The 15374-nt window shown below is 62.4% G+C and carries 19 protein-coding genes; 4 read left to right on the forward strand and 15 right to left on the reverse strand.

Annotation, left to right across the window (positions count from 1 at the left end; genetic code table 11):
• Nucleotides 1-35: 35 nt before the first annotated feature.
• The 5 genes from panB to IE122_RS11395 all read right to left on the reverse strand — a co-directional run bounded on the left by panB (nucleotide 36) and on the right by IE122_RS11395 (nucleotide 2589).
• Entirely contained in the window at nucleotides 36-833 is a 798-nt protein-coding gene (gene panB, locus IE122_RS11375) for a 3-methyl-2-oxobutanoate hydroxymethyltransferase (protein ID WP_229814052.1), read from the reverse strand.
• Between the two features lie 78 nt (nucleotides 834-911).
• Nucleotides 912-1352, reverse strand: a complete 441-nt coding sequence (locus IE122_RS11380; RefSeq protein ID WP_308430416.1) for a cupin domain-containing protein — start codon at nucleotides 1350-1352, stop codon at nucleotides 912-914.
• A 55-nt stretch (nucleotides 1353-1407) separates the two neighbouring features.
• Nucleotides 1408-1806, reverse strand: coding sequence for a VOC family protein (locus IE122_RS11385; protein WP_189621294.1), 399 nt, complete (start codon nucleotides 1804-1806; stop codon nucleotides 1408-1410).
• 40 nt (nucleotides 1807-1846) lie between these two features.
• Nucleotides 1847-2155, reverse strand: coding sequence for an antibiotic biosynthesis monooxygenase (locus IE122_RS11390; RefSeq protein ID WP_189621295.1), 309 nt, complete (start codon nucleotides 2153-2155; stop codon nucleotides 1847-1849).
• A complete protein-coding gene (locus IE122_RS11395) occupies nucleotides 2152-2589 on the reverse strand; it encodes an MAPEG family protein (RefSeq protein ID WP_229814075.1) in 438 nt (145 codons plus the stop codon). Before IE122_RS11395 ends, IE122_RS11390 begins: the two co-directional genes overlap by 4 nt.
• A 134-nt stretch (nucleotides 2590-2723) precedes the next feature.
• Here IE122_RS11395 and IE122_RS11400 point away from each other — a divergent pair, with 134 nt between their 5' ends.
• The gene (locus IE122_RS11400; RefSeq protein ID WP_189621297.1) at nucleotides 2724-3182 is read left to right on the forward strand and encodes an HxlR-like winged helix-turn-helix transcriptional regulator; all 459 of its coding nucleotides are present in this window, start codon (nucleotides 2724-2726) and stop codon (nucleotides 3180-3182) included.
• A gap of 291 nt (nucleotides 3183-3473) precedes the next feature.
• On the opposite strand, the gene IE122_RS11405 is transcribed toward IE122_RS11400, so the two are convergent.
• From IE122_RS11405 to IE122_RS11445, 8 genes are all read right to left on the reverse strand, one after another.
• On the reverse strand, nucleotides 3474-4364 hold the full coding sequence (locus tag IE122_RS11405; RefSeq protein ID WP_189621298.1) for a plasmid partitioning protein RepB C-terminal domain-containing protein: 891 nt from the start codon (nucleotides 4362-4364) through the stop codon (nucleotides 3474-3476).
• Nucleotides 4365-4614: 250 nt separating this feature from the next.
• Nucleotides 4615-5613, reverse strand: coding sequence for a cytochrome d ubiquinol oxidase subunit II (gene cydB / locus IE122_RS11415; protein ID WP_189621299.1), 999 nt, complete (start codon nucleotides 5611-5613; stop codon nucleotides 4615-4617).
• Complete coding sequence (locus IE122_RS11420; protein WP_189621300.1) at nucleotides 5610-7016, reverse strand: cytochrome ubiquinol oxidase subunit I; 1407 nt, start codon at nucleotides 7014-7016, stop codon at nucleotides 5610-5612. Before IE122_RS11420 ends, cydB begins: the two co-directional genes overlap by 4 nt.
• Nucleotides 7017-7040: 24 nt before the next feature.
• Nucleotides 7041-7826 carry a sulfite exporter TauE/SafE family protein gene (locus IE122_RS11425; RefSeq protein WP_189621301.1) on the reverse strand — a complete coding sequence of 262 codons (786 nt, stop codon included), beginning with the start codon at nucleotides 7824-7826 and terminating at the stop codon, nucleotides 7041-7043.
• A 4-nt stretch (nucleotides 7827-7830) separates the two neighbouring features.
• The gene (locus IE122_RS11430; RefSeq protein WP_189621302.1) at nucleotides 7831-9411 is read right to left on the reverse strand and encodes a bifunctional protein tyrosine phosphatase family protein/NAD(P)/FAD-dependent oxidoreductase; all 1581 of its coding nucleotides are present in this window, start codon (nucleotides 9409-9411) and stop codon (nucleotides 7831-7833) included.
• Between the two features lie 36 nt (nucleotides 9412-9447).
• Nucleotides 9448-9858 (reverse strand): DUF6691 family protein, encoded by a 411-nt coding sequence (locus IE122_RS11435; RefSeq protein ID WP_189621303.1) that lies wholly within the window; start codon nucleotides 9856-9858, stop codon nucleotides 9448-9450.
• The gene (locus IE122_RS11440; RefSeq protein WP_189621304.1) at nucleotides 9855-10298 is read right to left on the reverse strand and encodes a YeeE/YedE family protein; all 444 of its coding nucleotides are present in this window, start codon (nucleotides 10296-10298) and stop codon (nucleotides 9855-9857) included. The genes IE122_RS11435 and IE122_RS11440 overlap by 4 nt, the downstream gene beginning before the upstream one ends.
• The gene (locus tag IE122_RS11445; protein ID WP_189621305.1) at nucleotides 10295-11212 is read right to left on the reverse strand and encodes an MBL fold metallo-hydrolase; all 918 of its coding nucleotides are present in this window, start codon (nucleotides 11210-11212) and stop codon (nucleotides 10295-10297) included. The genes IE122_RS11440 and IE122_RS11445 overlap by 4 nt, the downstream gene beginning before the upstream one ends.
• An 87-nt stretch (nucleotides 11213-11299) precedes the next feature.
• On the opposite strand from IE122_RS11445, the gene IE122_RS11450 reads away from it, so the two are divergent.
• On the forward strand, nucleotides 11300-11923 hold the full coding sequence (locus tag IE122_RS11450; RefSeq protein WP_189621306.1) for a peroxiredoxin: 624 nt from the start codon (nucleotides 11300-11302) through the stop codon (nucleotides 11921-11923).
• A complete protein-coding gene (locus IE122_RS11455) occupies nucleotides 11920-12312 on the forward strand; it encodes an ArsR/SmtB family transcription factor (RefSeq protein ID WP_189621307.1) in 393 nt (130 codons plus the stop codon). The genes IE122_RS11450 and IE122_RS11455 overlap by 4 nt, the downstream gene beginning before the upstream one ends.
• 456 nt (nucleotides 12313-12768) lie before the next feature.
• On the opposite strand, the gene IE122_RS11460 is transcribed toward IE122_RS11455, so the two are convergent.
• Nucleotides 12769-13092: an RcnB family protein gene (locus tag IE122_RS11460; RefSeq protein WP_189621308.1), complete on the reverse strand. Its 324-nt coding sequence runs from the start codon at nucleotides 13090-13092 to the stop codon at nucleotides 12769-12771.
• Between the two features lie 110 nt (nucleotides 13093-13202).
• Here IE122_RS11460 and rbfA point away from each other — a divergent pair, with 110 nt between their 5' ends.
• Nucleotides 13203-13595, forward strand: coding sequence for a 30S ribosome-binding factor RbfA (rbfA, locus tag IE122_RS11465; RefSeq protein WP_189621309.1), 393 nt, complete (start codon nucleotides 13203-13205; stop codon nucleotides 13593-13595).
• A 6-nt stretch (nucleotides 13596-13601) separates the two neighbouring features.
• Here rbfA and IE122_RS11470 read toward each other — a convergent pair whose 3' ends face one another.
• Complete coding sequence (locus IE122_RS11470) at nucleotides 13602-15200, reverse strand: DUF1963 domain-containing protein (RefSeq protein WP_189621310.1); 1599 nt, start codon at nucleotides 15198-15200, stop codon at nucleotides 13602-13604.
• Nucleotides 15201-15374: the final 174 nt, after the last annotated feature.

Genomic DNA, 15374 nt, shown 5'->3' on the forward strand with positions numbered 1-15374 from the left:
CGCGACGCCTACCGGCGCAACGCCGCAATTGCCGATCATGCCTTCACACCATAGAGATTGCCGTTCTTGGGGAAGGAACCGTTGCGCACAGCCGATGAAAATGCTGCAATCCCGGCATTCATAGTCGATCTGACATCAGCGAAGCGCTCGACGAAACGGGCCGTCCGCTCTGTCATTCCAAGCATGTCCTCCAGAACCAGAATTTGCCCGTCGCAGGCTGGACTTGCACCGATGCCAATCGTTGGAATCGCGACCTTGGCAGAGATATGTCTGGCCAGTGGCTCAACGACCGCTTCGATTACGACCGCAAAAGCTCCGGCCGCCGCGACGGCTTCCGCGTCCATCTCGATCGGCCCCGGAGTATTGGAACGCGATAGGGCCGCCGCTTCGTCGCGGCCCTGGGCCCTGAACGAACCAAGAGTGTGAATGGACTGCGGCGTCAGCCCGATATGAGCCATGACTGGAATCCCGCGCGCTGTGAGAAAAGCTATCGTTTCGGCAAAGTGGCTGCCGCCCTCTAGCTTAACTGCCCCACAGCCCGTTTCCCGCATTACCCGCGCTGCGGAAGCAAAGGCTTGCTCCTTCGATTGCTCGTAGGATTCGAACGGCATGTCGATGACCACGAGCGCATAGTCGGATGCGCCCACAACCGCGCGTCCATGGGCGATCATCATGTCCAGCGTCACCGGCAGCGTCGATTCAAAACCATACAACACGTTGCCCAGTGAATCGCCGACAAGCAGGATATCGCAATGGGGATCGGCCAATGATGCGCTGAGTGCATGGTAGGCCGTCAGGGCTACCAGCTTATCACCGCCCTTGGCTGCCAGCACTTGCAGCCGTACGGCGCTTGATCAAAGTTTGTGCAGACATGTTGCCCTTCGGTTCGTCAGTGGGCTCGCTGCCGTCGCTCACCAGGGGGCTCCATCCTTACGGGTGAAGCGCCAGCCACCTTCGGACCATGCGGCGGCCAGGTCATCCTCGGGATATTCGCCTTGATCGGTGGCACTACGGTCGCCCACCTCAAGATAGTGAACCTCCACCCCGGTCTGGTTGACCAAGTGATGGGCGATACCGTTCGCTGGAAACCCCACGCACATCCCGGGCTCTAGCGGGGCCTCGCCCGTGTCGGTTCGTAAGGTGGGATGACCGGAGAGGATGTAGACAAACTCCTCCTGCTCTGTGTGCCGATGTAGCAGGGCGGACTGTGCCCCAGGCGGCAGTATCGTGAGATTTACCCCGAAGCGCGACAGCCCGAAGACATCGCCCAACTGGCGCTTGATCCGGCCAGCGACGCGCGCGGCGAACTGCGGCGGATAGTTGGATGGCTTAGTGCGCGGCGCGACGTCCATGGCGTGGCGGGGGGCTGGTGGAGAATGGTTCATGGGATCGACCTTTGCGTAAGCATTAGGAATTCTCTGCCTCATGGCAGACGATGCAAATCTTGTTGCCGTCAAGATCCCGGAAATAGGCACCATAGTAGTTGGCGTGATATTGTGGCCGCAAACCCGGTGCTCCCTCACATGTCGCGCCTTTGGTCATGGCGATTGCATGTGCGCGATCGACTGTGGCGCGGTCGGGCGCCAGAAGCGCCACCATTCCCCCGTTACCCGGATCAGCCGCATGGCCGTCGAACGGCGGGCCCAGAACGAACAGCGGGCGCGTCGAGGTAGCAGGGTTCCAGATCACCAGATGTGTCGGGGTTTCGGAATGCCGCCGCCGCCATCCCAGTTCATCCATGATCGGGGTATAGAAGTCGCTGGCGCGACCTTGGTCATTCGTGCCGACAAAGACATGAGAGATCATCGCGAACCTCCTTGATGGACGATCAACCGGTTCACGCGCATCAGAGCGAACCCGCTTCGATCTGGTTGAGATAGCGAAACTCCGGCGCGCGAACGCCGGCGACACGCCGGATTTCAACGAGCTGCGGGGATTCGAAGAAGGCGCGAGCCGCATCGAGCGAAGTCCAATGCGAGAAGTGGACGACCTGACGGGCATCCCTGTCGTAGGCCAGCAGTTGATAGGCGATCTCGCCTGCTTCGCGCCGGATCACGGCTGCATCGTCGAATACAGCCTTCCACTTCTCGTAGTCCTCCACTTCATGGATGATGAGGACATGGGGCTGCTGGGCGTCGCCGTTGGAAAAGCTCATGCGCCAGCTCCGGTGATTGCCAGGAGATCGATGACGAAGCCCACCCACATCGCGAACAGCACAATGCTTGAGGCGATATAGACGCGGGCGCGGGTCCGAACCGTGTTGGGGCCAATGTGAATGACGGTGTGCGCCAACCGGAGCGCGACGAAGACCCACGCCAGAACGACCTGCGCGGCCGAGCCACTGCCCGTCAGGATCAGCAGCGGCACCAGCACAAAGTAGAGGACCGGCATCTCGAACAGGTTCGCGAGGTTCTGCGCGGGCCGCTCGACCGGACGAAAGTAGCGGCCGACGGCTTCCGCATTGGCGAAGTCGGCAGCGGTGGGCCGGTTGGCCGCAATATGGGCGAAGCGCTTGCGCAGGAGAATGGACCAGACGACGAATGTCAGGCCTGCCAGGGCCACGGTCGGCCAGAGAATGGCCAGGCTCATTGCGTTCACGACGGTGCCTCCTCGCATCGATACTGAGTCCAAATTTGACACCTAGGCATAGATGCTGGATTTGCTTTTGCAACCCAGATATTCTGGGCCGCATGGCCACACCTCCTTTTCGTCGACAATCCCCGGTGCACATCAGCCGCTGCACGCTAGCGGCGAGCTTCGATTTCCTGGGAGATCGCTGGTCCTTGCTGATCCTGCGCAGCGCCTTGTACGGGGTGCGGCGATATGACGATTTCCAAAACGAGATCGGAATTCCGCGGACAGTCCTTGCCGACCGACTCAAGCGCCTCGTCGCTTCAGGACTGATGATCCAGCAGGACTACAAGGCGGACGGCAGCCGACCCCGGAAGGAATACTGTCTCACCGAGATGGGCGAGGCGCTGAGCCTGCCATTCATAGCCATGCGCGAGTGGTCCGATCGCTGGGTCGGCAAGGGCCGGATGCCGCCCATGCGCCCGGTGCGCCGGTCGGACGGTTCCGAAATTCGCGTCGCCTTGGTTGATGACAAAGGCCGCGTCGTGCCTCCGGATGACCTGGCCGTCCGCTTCGAGGACTGGGCAGCCAACCCGCCTGCTGAAAGCTGATGGCTCATACGCAGGCGAGGTTTGTCGCCTCAGTCAGACAGAGTATCACGTCGAATCCAGATGAACTGGAGACATGGGCGCGCCGATGACCTGTGGTCCCTGAATCGGCGCGCCCTTCCTATGATGAACATGCCGAAATTGCGGCATGCAGTCAGTCCTATGACGACTGACCTAGCGGGCTACCTGCGGGTTCGCCGCCATTCCCGCCGCCGCCCTCGATCCGCCCCTCTCGGCGGCTTCTCCGACGGTCCCGGCGCTTGTGGGTCCCGGTCCCCGAAACGCTGCTAACGTTCAAACCGTGGATGCGTGATCAAGCGACGTTGCCTGCACGATCGCGCGAAAATTCTCGGAAAATTCAGGGTGCCGCGTCTCCAGAAATCGCTCGATCTCGGGCTTCGACATCAATCGTTCGAGGAAGCCGGACGCGACAACAAGGACCAGCATGTCATCCCCGTAGGAGACCTCCAGTTCCTTGTAGTCCGCGTTGAGCGAAGCCATTCCCCGTTCGAGCCGTGCCATCTGTTCGGAGGAGAGGCCCGTTGATTTCTTCAGGTCATCCGGCTTGTGCAGATCGGCAGGCTTGGATGTCGCCAGCAGCGCCTTTGCATAAGAGGACGTGTAATTGTTGGCCGACACCATGAGTTCGGCGACCTCGAGCTGACGGATCGGCTTCATTTTTCGCAGCTTCTGGAAAGCGTTATGCCCGACAGGTTTGTCTTTCAGCAATTCCGCGACGTCCTGGCTGATCCCCGACAGGAGATGCCTCCGCTGGCGGATGACCTTCACATCGACGTTGAGTGCGCGCGCCAGCTTCTCCTCTGACACTCCGCGCTCGAGCGCCCGCACGATCATGTAGTGTTCCTGGATCGTCGCAAGCCGGTTCACGCGCTTGTTGTAGGTGAAGGATTCGTCGTCGCTGGCAACGACGCAGGCCGCGACCGTCGCCCCCAGTGCGATCAAAGCGTCGAGGCGGACATGGCCGTCTAGGATCAGAAATGTCCCGCCGCGCTGGCGTGCGACCGAGATCGGTTCAATGAGGCCAACTTCGGCGACCGAGGCGGCGATCCCGCGATATTTCACGCTTTCTTGCACCCCTTTGGGGAGGGCTCTCGTCGGCAACAGCTTGCTGATCGGGATCTGGAGCACTTGCTGCTCGAACGCGATTTTGACGGGACTGTTCATGATCGCTCTACCGGTCCGATCCGTTCGGCCAAAGCCTGCGGGATACTGTTGAGGCCTTCGGCACGCAGCAGGGTGACGAAGTGTTCGTCGGCCAGGCGCAGCCACGCCAAAGATCAGGGACGCCGAAGCAGCAAGACGCAGGCGATCTAGCGCAGCCACAACCGAAGAAAACCTCCAACGATCAGCATCGTAGTGACGCTTGCGGTCCATATGCCGACGAACCAACTCAAACGGCTCAGCCACAGCGGCATCAGTGATACCCCTCCGTTCCGACCTTTCCGCGGAAGACCCAATAGGACCAGCCGGTATAGGCAAGGATCACCGGGACCATGATTGCGGCGCCCACCAGCATGAACAGCTGGCTCCGCTCGGGTGCCGCCGCCTGCCAAATCGTGACCCGCGCCGGGATCACGTCGGGCCAGATCGAGACTCCTAGCCCCACCAGACACAGGCCAAAAAGCGACAGCGCCCAGAAAAACGGCTGTGCATGCCGTTTGAGGCGCAGGCTGCGGTAGAACAGAAAGGTGACAATCACGGTCGCCAGTGGAACTTGCGCGGTGGCAAGAACGCCAGGAAAGCTCAGCCAGCGGCGGTAGTACTGGGCTTCGAGCCCCAGCGTCGCCATGCTGACGAGCGCGACGACGAGAAGCAGGCCTATGCCGAGCCGGCCGGCATAGGTGACCGCCTGGCGTTGCAGGCCGCCTTCGGTTTTCCAGTTCAGCCAGCAAGCGCCAAGGAGGGCATATCCAACCAAGAGCCCAACGCCTGTCAACAGGCTGAAGGGTGAAAGCCATTCCCACCAGCCCCCGCCATAGGCGCGCCCCTTGACCGTGATGCCCTGCAACAGCGCTCCGAGCGCAATACCCTGCGCCATTGTCGCAACGATCGATCCGGTGGTGAAGGCCTTGTCCCAGAACGCTCGGTGCGCAGGATCACGCCAACGGAATTCGAACGCGACACCGCGAAACACCAGGCCGAGAAGCATCGCGATCATCGGGGCATAGAGCGCGGGCAAAACGATCGCATAGGCGAGCGGAAAAGCGGCAAACAGACCGCCCACGCCCATGACCAGCCAGGTCTCGTTGCCGTCCCAGACCGGCGCGATGCTGTTCATCGCAGTGTCGCGATCCTGCCCGACCTTGAAGAAGGGAAAGAGGATGCCGATACCCAGGTCGAACCCGTCCATCACCACATAGGCGACAATGGCGAAGCCGATGATGCAGGCCCAGATGACAGTCAGGTCGATCATGCCGCGCCTCCTTCGATCATGGCTGGCGCCGGTGTGATCCCCGCGCTGCGGATAGGCGCGTCGTCGAGCGGGGCTTCATGGGCTTGGGGCGGCTTCTTCATGAGGCGGAGCAGATACCATATGCCCATGCCGAACACGGCAAAATAGACGAGGACGAAGGCCGCGAGCGATGCCGCAACCGCCGGCGCATCGAGCGGCGAGGCGCTTTGCGCTGTGCGCAATAGACCATAGATCGTGTAGGGCTGGCGGCCGGTTTCGGTCACGATCCAGCCCGACAAAACCGCGACCAACCCCGAAGGTCCCATCAGGATGGCGAAGCGGTGCAGGAGCGGCCAGTCGTACAGTTTGCCGCGCAAGCGGGCGAGCAGGCTCCAGACGCAGATCCCCAGCATCGCGAAACCGATCCCGATCATCACGCGAAACGCGAAGAACACGATGATGACTGGCGGTTGATCGGCGCGTGCCACCGTATCCAGCCCTTTGAGCGGGGCATGCAAATCATGCTTTAGGATCAACGACGAGGCGTTGGGAATCTCGATGGCATAGTCGACCTTTTGCCTGTCGCTGTCGGGAATTCCGAACAGGATCAGAGGCGCGCCGTGGGGATGGCTCTGGTAGTGCCCTTCCATGGCCATGACTTTTGCTGGCTGGTGTTCGAGCGTGTTGAGCCCGTGCGCGTCGCCAGCGAAAATCTGAACGGGTGCGACAAGGGCTGCCATCCACATCGCCATCGAAAACATCTTGCGCGCGCCGGGGTTGGCGCGGTCCTTGAGCAAATGCCAGCCGCCGACCCCGCCCACAATGAAGGCGGTGGTGAGGTAGGCGGCCAGCACCGTGTGCGCCAGGCGGTAAGGAAAGCTGGGGTTGAAGATGATCGTGAGCCAACTGTCACCTGGCACGAACTGGCCGTTGGCCGCGATTTCGTAACCCACCGGGGTCTGCATCCAGCTGTTGACCGAAAGGATCCAGAACGCGGAAACGAACGTTCCGAGCGCAACCGCGAGCGTGGCGACAAAGTGCAGCTTGCGCCCGACCTTGTTGATCCCGAACAGCATCACGCCGAGGAACCCGGCCTCCAGGAAGAACGCCGTCAGCACTTCATAAGCCATCAGTGGTCCGATCACCGGACCGGCCTTGTCCGAGAACACCGCCCAGTTGGTGCCAAACTGGTAGGACATGACGATGCCAGACACGACGCCCATCGCGAAAACGACGGCGAAGATCTTGATCCAGTAGCGATAGAGGTTGGCGTAGACCCCTTCGCCGGTCTTCAGCCACAGCCCCTCGAGCACCGCCAGAAAGCTCGCCAATCCGATGGAGAAGGCGGGGAACAGGAAGTGAAAGCTTACGGTGAAAGCGAATTGCGCTCGGGCTAGGAGAATGGCCCAGTCTTGTTCGATCATGACAGCGTTCCAATCCAATGTTTGTCAGGCCGTCAGAGCGCCCCAGCTCTTCCACAGCATGTAGAATGCGACGATCATCACGAAGCTGGCAAACACGGTGTTGAGCTTGCCCTTTTCAGCCGAAAGGGCGCGAGAGGCGCGGGTGCCGAGTGCGCTGCCGACCAAGCCACCGACGATAAACACAAATGCCAGTGTCCAGTCGACCAGACCCGACGCGGCATAGTTGATCGAAGTCGTCAGGCCGAAAGCGGTAACGGCGATCAGCGACGTGCCAATCGCCCGCAGGATCGGCATGTGCGTCGAGGCGATAAGCCCCGGCACGATAAGAAAGCCACCGCCGATGCCGAAGAATCCCGAAAAGGCGCCCGTGCCTAGACCATAGGCGGCAACCTTGCCCACATTCTCGCGGTTGCACTGCGCCCCGTCGATGCCCTCATCACCACGGCTGCGGAACATCAGGATCGCCACGCCGATCATCAGCAGGGCAAAGAGAATGAGCAGCTTGTGGCCATCAATGCTTTTGCCGAGCGTCGATCCGCCAAAGGCACCGACCACACCGGTAGCGGCATAAATGTATCCGCACCGCCAGTTGACCGTTCCCGCGCGCGCGTGATTGAGCAATCCGATGGCGGCATTTGCAGCGACGGCAAAGGCGCTCGTGCCGATCGCGACATGGGGTTCCTTGACCCCGACGAGATAGAGCAACAGCGGCACGGCCAGGATCGACCCGCCGCCACCAACCAGCCCGAGGACAAAGCCGACCAGCGTGCCCGAAAAGCCGCCGAGCGCGTAGTGCAACGTGTCGATCACCGGATCAGGCCTCCGCCATCATGTGCGGCTCTGCCATCCACTCGCGGCCCTTGAGCATGCCGTGCCAATAGATCGGCGGGAGAATGGTGTCCTTCAGCAGCCATGAGAGGCGCGAAGGGCGGGTGCCGTCGATCAGCCAGTTGGGGAAACTGGGCAGCAATTTCCCCCCGTAGCCGAATTCGGCCAGCACGATCTTGCCGGCCTCGACTGTCAGCGGACAGGACCCGTAGCCATCGTACTCGGCAACCGGTGCCTTGCCATCGAGCGCGGCCAGCACATTGAGTGCAACAACCGGCGCCTGCTTGCGCGCTGCGGCCATGGTCTTGGCATTGGAGGCCGCGCAGGCGTCGCCCAGAGCGAACACGTTGGCGTAACGCGGGTGCCCAAGCGTCGCCTCGTCGACCTCTATGAAGCCCGATGCCGCGGCCAGCGGGCTGCCACGAACGAAGTCCGGCGCCACTTGCGACGGTACGACATGGATCATGTCGAAACGTTCCTCGACACAGGTAACCTCGTCGCCACGCCTTTGCTCAAACGTTGCGACCTTGGCCGCGCCATCGATGGCTACCAGCTTCGATTCGAAGTTCAAATGCGCGTCGTAGCGCTCGACATAGTCCATCAAGGCTGGGACGTAGGCGGCAACGCCGAACAGCACGGCGCCTGCAGTGTGAAACTGCACGTCGATGTCATCCAGCACGCCGGCCTTCTCCCAGCGATGGCAGGAAAGATACATTGCCTTCTGCGGGGCGCCTGCGCATTTGATCGGCATGGCGGGCTGCGTGAACAGTGCCCGCCCGCGCTTGAACTCCTTGACCAGCCTATTGGTGTAGGGAGCAAGGTCATAGCGGTAGTTGGATGTCACGCCGTTCTGGCCGATCGTTTCGGCAAGGCCTGGAATGGCGTCCCAGTCGAGCTTGACGCCTGGGCATGCAACCAGCACTCGGTAAGCAATTTCTCTGCCATCGGTCAGCAGCACCTTGTTGTCGTCGGGCACGAATCCGGAAGCTGCGTTGCGGAGCCAGGTCACCTGCTTCGGCATCACCTGTGCTTCAGTGCGACGAGTGAATTCCGGGTCGAATACACCCGCGCCGACCATCGTCCAGCCCGGCTGATAATAGTGGACTTCGCTTGGCTCGATAACGGCAATATCAAGTTTCGGATTGCGCTTGAGCAGGCTGGACGCAGTGGCGATCCCGGCGCTGCCGCCGCCCACGATAACCACATCATAGGTGCGTGCACTGCCGGATGACGCCGCGGCCGAGCGAGCCAGTTCATGAAGCTTTGTGGAGCGCGCGCCGGACCGGCAGTAGCCGAGGACCGGGCCCGGCAACCAGGCCAATGCACGCGCCATGGCTTCGCCATCCTTTGCGGAGATCGCGCCGGAAACGACCGGGACGTGGGCAAAGGCAAGCCCGTGCTGCTCTGCTGCCGCGCGCACGGCGGCTGCTGCGGGCTGGGCTTCTTCCTCACCGTCCGGGCGGTTGCAGATGATCGCCTTGAAGCCCTTCGCGGCAACTGCTGCGACGTCAGAGGGGGTGAGCTGGGGCGAAACCGCGAAATTCTGAGTGACGGGCGTGATCTGCATGACTTCTCCTCCACCCCGACTTGCGCGGGGTTTGTTTTATTTTGCGGTGATGCGATGGGCTCCCATGCCGATCAGCATGGCGATGACGAATGTCCCGGCCGCCAGCGGAGCGACCGCGAGATCAGCCACGGCAGGGCCAGGGCAAAGCCCTCCGATCCCCCAGCCGACCCCGAACAGGATCGCTCCGACGACCAGCCTGCGATCGAGCAATGTGGTTCCCGGTAAGTCGAACGTGTCGCAAGCGAGCGGCTTTGGCAGCCGTTGCTGAAGCAGCCATGCCAGAGCCATCGGCGCCATGGCGCCCGCCATGACAAAAGCCAGGGTCGGGTCCCAGCTGCCGAACAGGTCGAGGAAGGCCTGCACGCGGGCCGGGTCGCTCATGCCCGAGAATGCGAGGCCCGCGCCAAACAGAAGCCCGGCGAACAAGGCAATGGCGAGGCGGGTCAAAGCCAGCCTCCCGCTCGCATCAAGGCGACGGTCGCGAAGCCAGCGCTCATGAAGATTGCCGTGGCCGCAATCGAGCGGCGCGAAAGTCGCGACATTCCGCAAACCCCGTGGCCGCTTGTGCAGCCCGACCCGAGGCGCGTGCCATAGCCAACCAGCAGCCCGGCAACGGCGAGCCGGGAGGCCGATGGCGGAAACTGGGCGACCACGCCGCCAATTGCCTGCGCGACAAAAAAAGCACCCAGCGGCAGGCCGATGATGAAGGCAATCGCCACGCCGCGCGGCGCACCGGTATCGGCAATGCCGACCGCGCGCGCGGTGAGGCCGCTGACGCCGGCAATTCGGCCCAGCGCGAGCAACATGATCGTGGCCGAAAGACCGATCAGCAGGCCGCCGACAAGACCTGAAAGCGGCATGGCATGGGGGTAGGCCGCGAGGGTCATACGGCGTTTACCGGGATTTTTAGGTAGGTCACGCCATTGTCCTCAGCCGGAGGCAGGTGGCCGGCGCGCATATTCACTTGCACCGAAGGAAGGATCAGGCGCGGCATGGCCAGCGTTTTGTCGCGAGCTTCACGCATCGCGACGAAATCCTCTTCGGTCACGCCGTCGTGGATGTGCACGTTGGCCTTGCGTTCGGCCTCGACCGTGGTCTCCCAGACATATTCTGTGCGCCCTTCAGGCAGATAGTCGTGACACATGAACAGCCGCGTTGTTGCCGGCAGCGACAGCAGGCGACGCGCCGAGCGAAACAGAGTGCCCGCATCGCCGCCGGGGAAGTCTGCCCGTGCGGTGCCGTAATCAGGCATGAACATGGTGTCGCCGACGAACACTGCATCGCCGATCACATAGGCGATGCATGCCGGTGTATGCCCGGGCACGTGCAGCACGGTGACATCCAGGTTGCCGATCCGGAAGCGGTCGCCATCCTGCCACAAGCGGTCGAAGTCGGAACCATCGCGGGCAAATTCGGTCCCGGCGTTGAACAGTTTGCCGAAGGTCTGCTGCACAGTGACGATATGCTCGCCGATCGCGATCTGCCCGCCGAGGCGCTGTTGCAGATAGGGTGCAGCCGACATGTGATCGGCGTGAGCATGCGTTTCGAGATGCCAGTCGATGGTTAGCTCCTTGTCTCCGATATACGCCAGAACCGCGTCTGCCGAGCAGAAGGAGGTGCGACCCGAGGCGGGGTCATAGTCTAGAACGCTGTCGATGATGGCAGCACGCCGCGTTTCGGGATCGTGAACCACGTAGGTTACCGTGAACGTCGGCTCGTCAAAAAATGCCTTGATCTGCGGCACTCCCGACTGGGCGGCAGCGATCTGGATTGATGCAATTTTGAGGACTGAGTCGGTCACCGGGAACCTCACATTTTCATATTTACATATATCGTGTAATTCAATAATTCCGTTGTGTCAAGCGAGCAGCGTTGCGAAAGGCCAGCTATGGATACGACCGGCAATTTGGAGCATCGATCTCCCCGTATCGGCGACGTCGCGCCTGACTTCCGCGCGCGCTCGACCACTGGTGATTTCCAGCTGTCAAAGCAGCGCGGACGGTGGGTGATCTTTTTCTCTCACCCGGCCGACTTCACGCCCGTGTGCAGCACCGAGTTTGCCGAACTGGCACGGTGCCAAGCAGAGTTCGACGCATTGGAAGTCTCGCTTGTCGGACTGTCGGTCGATAGCCTCTATTCGCATCTCGCCTGGGTTCGGGCGATCCGGGAAACCCTTGGGGAAGTCGTCCGCTTTCCCATCATCGAGGACCCGACAATGGCCATTGGGCGCGCCTATGGCATGATCGACGACACTTCCGCCGACAGCACGGCGATGCGATCAACCTTTTTCATCGATCCGGATGGGGTGATCCAGGCCATCACCTGCTATCCGCACAACGTAGGCCGATCGGTCGAAGAGATGTTGAGGCTGGCCAAGGCGCTCAAGGCTGTCGCTGATGGCAACCATCTCGCCCCCGAAGGGTGGCGGAACGGGGCACCTCTGCTGCAACCGCCGGGTGAAATGCCCGACGATCGCCCGGACTGGTTTTGCCGCTTTGAAGACGCCCGATGAAGTCTGCATTCTACAGGGATCGCGACTCCGCAGGAACCGCCGCGGAGAAGCTGAAGGTGTTCGCGCAGCCTCAGCGACTCATGATCCTGTCTTGCCTCCTGCGCGGGGAGCGGACCGTCGCAGAGATTGGCGAGGCGACCGAGATCGCTCAGCCGGCCTTGAGCCAACAACTTGGGGAATTGCGCCGGGCCAACCTTGTCCAGACCCGCAAGGAAGCGAAGCAGGTATGGTACCAGTTGGCTGACAATGAAGTGGCGATCTGCGTTCGGACGATGGAATCAATCTTCGGTGGTGTGGGTAAGATCGAAGACATTCTCATGCCCGCAAAACCCGTGGTTGACCGACCTAGGCCAAGCGGAGTTGCAGGCTTTGCAAGGGTTCTAGATTGAGCGGCGAGGCAGCAAGTCTGGGGCGAATTTAACGCTATCGCGAACAGTGAATCTGCCAACCGCACCAAAGGCTCCGGCCAGGTGACGCAGTGCGGGCCAACGACTATATGGCTGAAGAAGATCTCTTTGAGCGCCAAGCTCGCCGTGACTTGTCGGACCTTGATGCAGCTGGCTTGCTCGAGAAGGTCGGGTCCGCGAGAGCCACTGCTTACAGGCGGACTGAGAAGGAGGTTTGATCGGTCAGGAGTATCCGGCCAAATCCGGTCAGAGTCCAGATGGGCTCAAGAGCGAAGGAAAGTGGTCAGCATACGCCAATGTCGACCGAAAATGGTGATTACCATGTGATTACATCGGGAAAAATCGGCCTTCAAAATCAGACTTTTTATATATTAAAATCAACACGGTAAAAGGAATTTGCGCCTAAAATGTGGTATTTCCGGTATCGCCGCATTTGATCTAGCGGATCATCCCGGTCAGCACCGAGGCGACCACGCCGCTGGTGATGGCGACCAGCAGCACGTCATTGCCGGAACGCACGTAGTGATAGCCGCGCGGCGGGGCCTTGAGGTTGCGATAGCGGTGATAATCGACGACCTGGTAGTTGCGCGCATAGCGGTGGTCGAACCGGTCGCCCTTGCGGAAGTTCTTGTACGTCACCTTCTTGGTGACGACCTTGTGGCTCTGCTGCGGGCGGTGATCGTCGCGGGCGAGCGCGGGCGCGGCCGACAGCGTGGGGGCCAGCAGGGCGGCTGCGATCAGCGCGGTGGTGAACTTTTTCATCGTGTCCTCTTTCGTGGCTGCGAATGTTTCATCTGGCATAACCACGAAAGCGGCCTTCGGAGCCGTAATCGAGTGTTGCAAATTGTCGCGCTTGGCCCACATGGGAACCGATGGTCCGTCAGCAATTCACGCCCGAACAGCACTCGGTCCGCCTGCTCAAGGTGGGCGAACAGGTGCGCCACGTCCTGTCGGAAATCCTCACCCGCCAACAGGTGCACGACGATACGCTGAGCGCGCATTCAGTTTCGGTCACCGAAGTGCGGATGACCCCGGACCTGCGGCAGGCCACCGCCTATGTGAAGCCGTTGCTGGGCGAGGATGAGGAAGCAGTGCTGAAAGCCCTGCGCACCCACACCGCCTTCTTCCAGCGCGAGGTGGCGCAACGCCTCAAGCTCAGGTTTGCCGCCAAGATCCAGTTTCGCGCCGACGAGAGCTTCGACGAGGCCAGCCGCATCGATGCCTTGTTGAGCGATCCGCGCGTGCAGCGCGATCTGGAAGAATAGGCACGATCAGTCGTCCGTGAGCGCGGCCTGCGCGGCCGACCAGTTGCCGATACGGGCCTGGTCCAGCGCAATCGTGAAACGGATCGCCGCCCCTTCCCGCCAGCGCCACTCCATCAGATCGTCACGGCCAAGCTGCAGCAGCACGATATCATCGCCACTGGTGCCGGCGCCGAACAGCCGATGCTGCGGGCCGCGCGGCAAGGCGTGGTCAGCGTTGACCCGTTCCAGCACCGGTTCGGGGAGCGCGGCCAGCGCCTCCGGCCCGCCGGTTATCATCGCGCGCAGTGACGCGGTGGCCAGCGCGGCGAGGCTGAGATTGGGCCGGGTGCATGCGATCAGCGCCGGGTAACTGGCGTGCAGTTCGGTCAGGATATCCTCGACCAGCGCCAGTTCCTCGTCCGTCAGCGGCTGCCAGGGATCGCGATCCTCAACGAACTGGTCCATCGCCGCCAGCATCGGCGGCAGCGCCACGCGCTCCTCGGCAATACGCGCCAGTTCGTCAGGGGGCGCTGAGCCCTGGGCGACGATATCCTCGGCCATTGCCGCGATGTCATGCAGCCGGTCGCCGAGATGGTGGACGCTGTGCCACCACAGCCCTTCGAGCGCCGCGCCGCCGGGCTGGGCCGAGAAATCCTCCATCGGCGGCGGGCCGATGGCATCGTCCAGCGCGGCGCGCATGGCGGCGGCGAAGCCGGCCGCATCATGTGCGGAGAGCGCCAGCGGCACCGTTTCGACCGGCCAGAAGGGGAAGACGGCACGGCTGCCGCGCGTGGGCGCGGCGGGAAACGGTGCCCCACCTTCATCGAACGCCGGCGGCAGGCCAGCGGGCGGATCGGTGAAATCGCCCACGCCGTCCGCGACATGGACGACCGCACCATCCGCAATCCGGTCCTGATCGAGCCGGGCGAAGAATGCCAGCGAGCCGCCGGCGGGCAGCGGGCTGTCCGGGCAGGCGGCAGCGACATCGGCCAGGTCAATCTGGGCAAGGAACGGCAGCGGCGCGCCGTGGACGCCTTGCGGCCATGACGCATCGCAAAGGCGCGGCAGCCCGCCGAGCCAGCTCAGGTCGCCGGTCCAGTCCCGATCGCGCTCGCGCGGCTTGCGGACCAGCACGACCGGAAGAGTGCGGAGATCGGTCGCAGGACCGGCGGCCGGGGCTTCGGGCTCCTCCATCGCGTCGCCATAATCAGCGATCGGCGCGAACATCTCATCGACCCCGACCGCCTCTTCCCCGCCGGCGCGGCGGCGCAGGGCGGCGATGCGATCTGGCGAAATTGCCGGCTCGGGGCGGAAGATGGCGGTCCCGGCCGGTTCAGCACGATCCCGGCGGCTGCGGCCGCGCGAAGAGGCGGTGCCGGGCTGAGCGGTGGGGCCGCCTGGCATCCCCAGTAGCAGAGCCAGAATGCCGCCAATCACCAGCAGCCCGATGATGGCCACGCCGCGCCCGGCGACGGCATTGAGCTGCGCCGCCAGTTGATCAAGCACCAGCAGCACCGGCCGGGCCGGGCTGCCCGGCGGCGAACCGGCGAAGGGGGCCATGGCGACATAGCCGGTCAACGCAACCGCGAACCCGAAGGTCAGGACCATGGCCGGCACACGTCTCATCTTAGGCTCCCACCCGCATTTTTCGGGCTTAATAGAGCAGGATGGTAAATAACGGGCAAGCGCAGGCCCCGGTATCACGCGCTGGCGGGCGACTTTGTGAACAGTTGTGCCGACAATTGCACAATCCGGGCCGCGCCGGACTGCAAAGGATTGCCGCGCACGCTTCCTTGTGGC

Origin of the sequence: Novosphingobium colocasiae, assembly GCF_014652555.1 — a bacterium.
Taxonomy (GTDB): domain Bacteria; phylum Pseudomonadota; class Alphaproteobacteria; order Sphingomonadales; family Sphingomonadaceae; genus Novosphingobium; species Novosphingobium colocasiae.

Coding starts and splice junctions, on each gene's coding strand:
- IE122_RS11380 (WP_308430416.1), bottom strand. CDS start 1,352: ATGGACGTCGCGCCGCGCACTAAGCCATCCAACTATCCGCCGCAGTTC.
- IE122_RS11385 (WP_189621294.1), bottom strand. CDS start 1,806: ATGATCTCTCATGTCTTTGTCGGCACGAATGACCAAGGTCGCGCCAGC.
- IE122_RS11390 (WP_189621295.1), bottom strand. CDS start 2,155: ATGAGCTTTTCCAACGGCGACGCCCAGCAGCCCCATGTCCTCATCATC.
- IE122_RS11395 (WP_229814075.1), bottom strand. CDS start 2,589: ATGAGCCTGGCCATTCTCTGGCCGACCGTGGCCCTGGCAGGCCTGACA.
- IE122_RS11405 (WP_189621298.1), bottom strand. CDS start 4,364: ATGAACAGTCCCGTCAAAATCGCGTTCGAGCAGCAAGTGCTCCAGATC.
- cydB (WP_189621299.1), bottom strand. CDS start 5,613: ATGATCGACCTGACTGTCATCTGGGCCTGCATCATCGGCTTCGCCATT.
- IE122_RS11420 (WP_189621300.1), bottom strand. CDS start 7,016: ATGATCGAACAAGACTGGGCCATTCTCCTAGCCCGAGCGCAATTCGCT.
- IE122_RS11430 (WP_189621302.1), bottom strand. CDS start 9,411: ATGCAGATCACGCCCGTCACTCAGAATTTCGCGGTTTCGCCCCAGCTC.
- IE122_RS11440 (WP_189621304.1), bottom strand. CDS start 10,298: ATGACCCTCGCGGCCTACCCCCATGCCATGCCGCTTTCAGGTCTTGTC.
- IE122_RS11450 (WP_189621306.1), top strand. CDS start 11,300: ATGGATACGACCGGCAATTTGGAGCATCGATCTCCCCGTATCGGCGAC.
- IE122_RS11455 (WP_189621307.1), top strand. CDS start 11,920: ATGAAGTCTGCATTCTACAGGGATCGCGACTCCGCAGGAACCGCCGCG.
- IE122_RS11460 (WP_189621308.1), bottom strand. CDS start 13,092: ATGAAAAAGTTCACCACCGCGCTGATCGCAGCCGCCCTGCTGGCCCCC.
- rbfA (WP_189621309.1), top strand. CDS start 13,203: ATGGTCCGTCAGCAATTCACGCCCGAACAGCACTCGGTCCGCCTGCTC.
- IE122_RS11470 (WP_189621310.1), bottom strand. CDS start 15,200: ATGAGACGTGTGCCGGCCATGGTCCTGACCTTCGGGTTCGCGGTTGCG.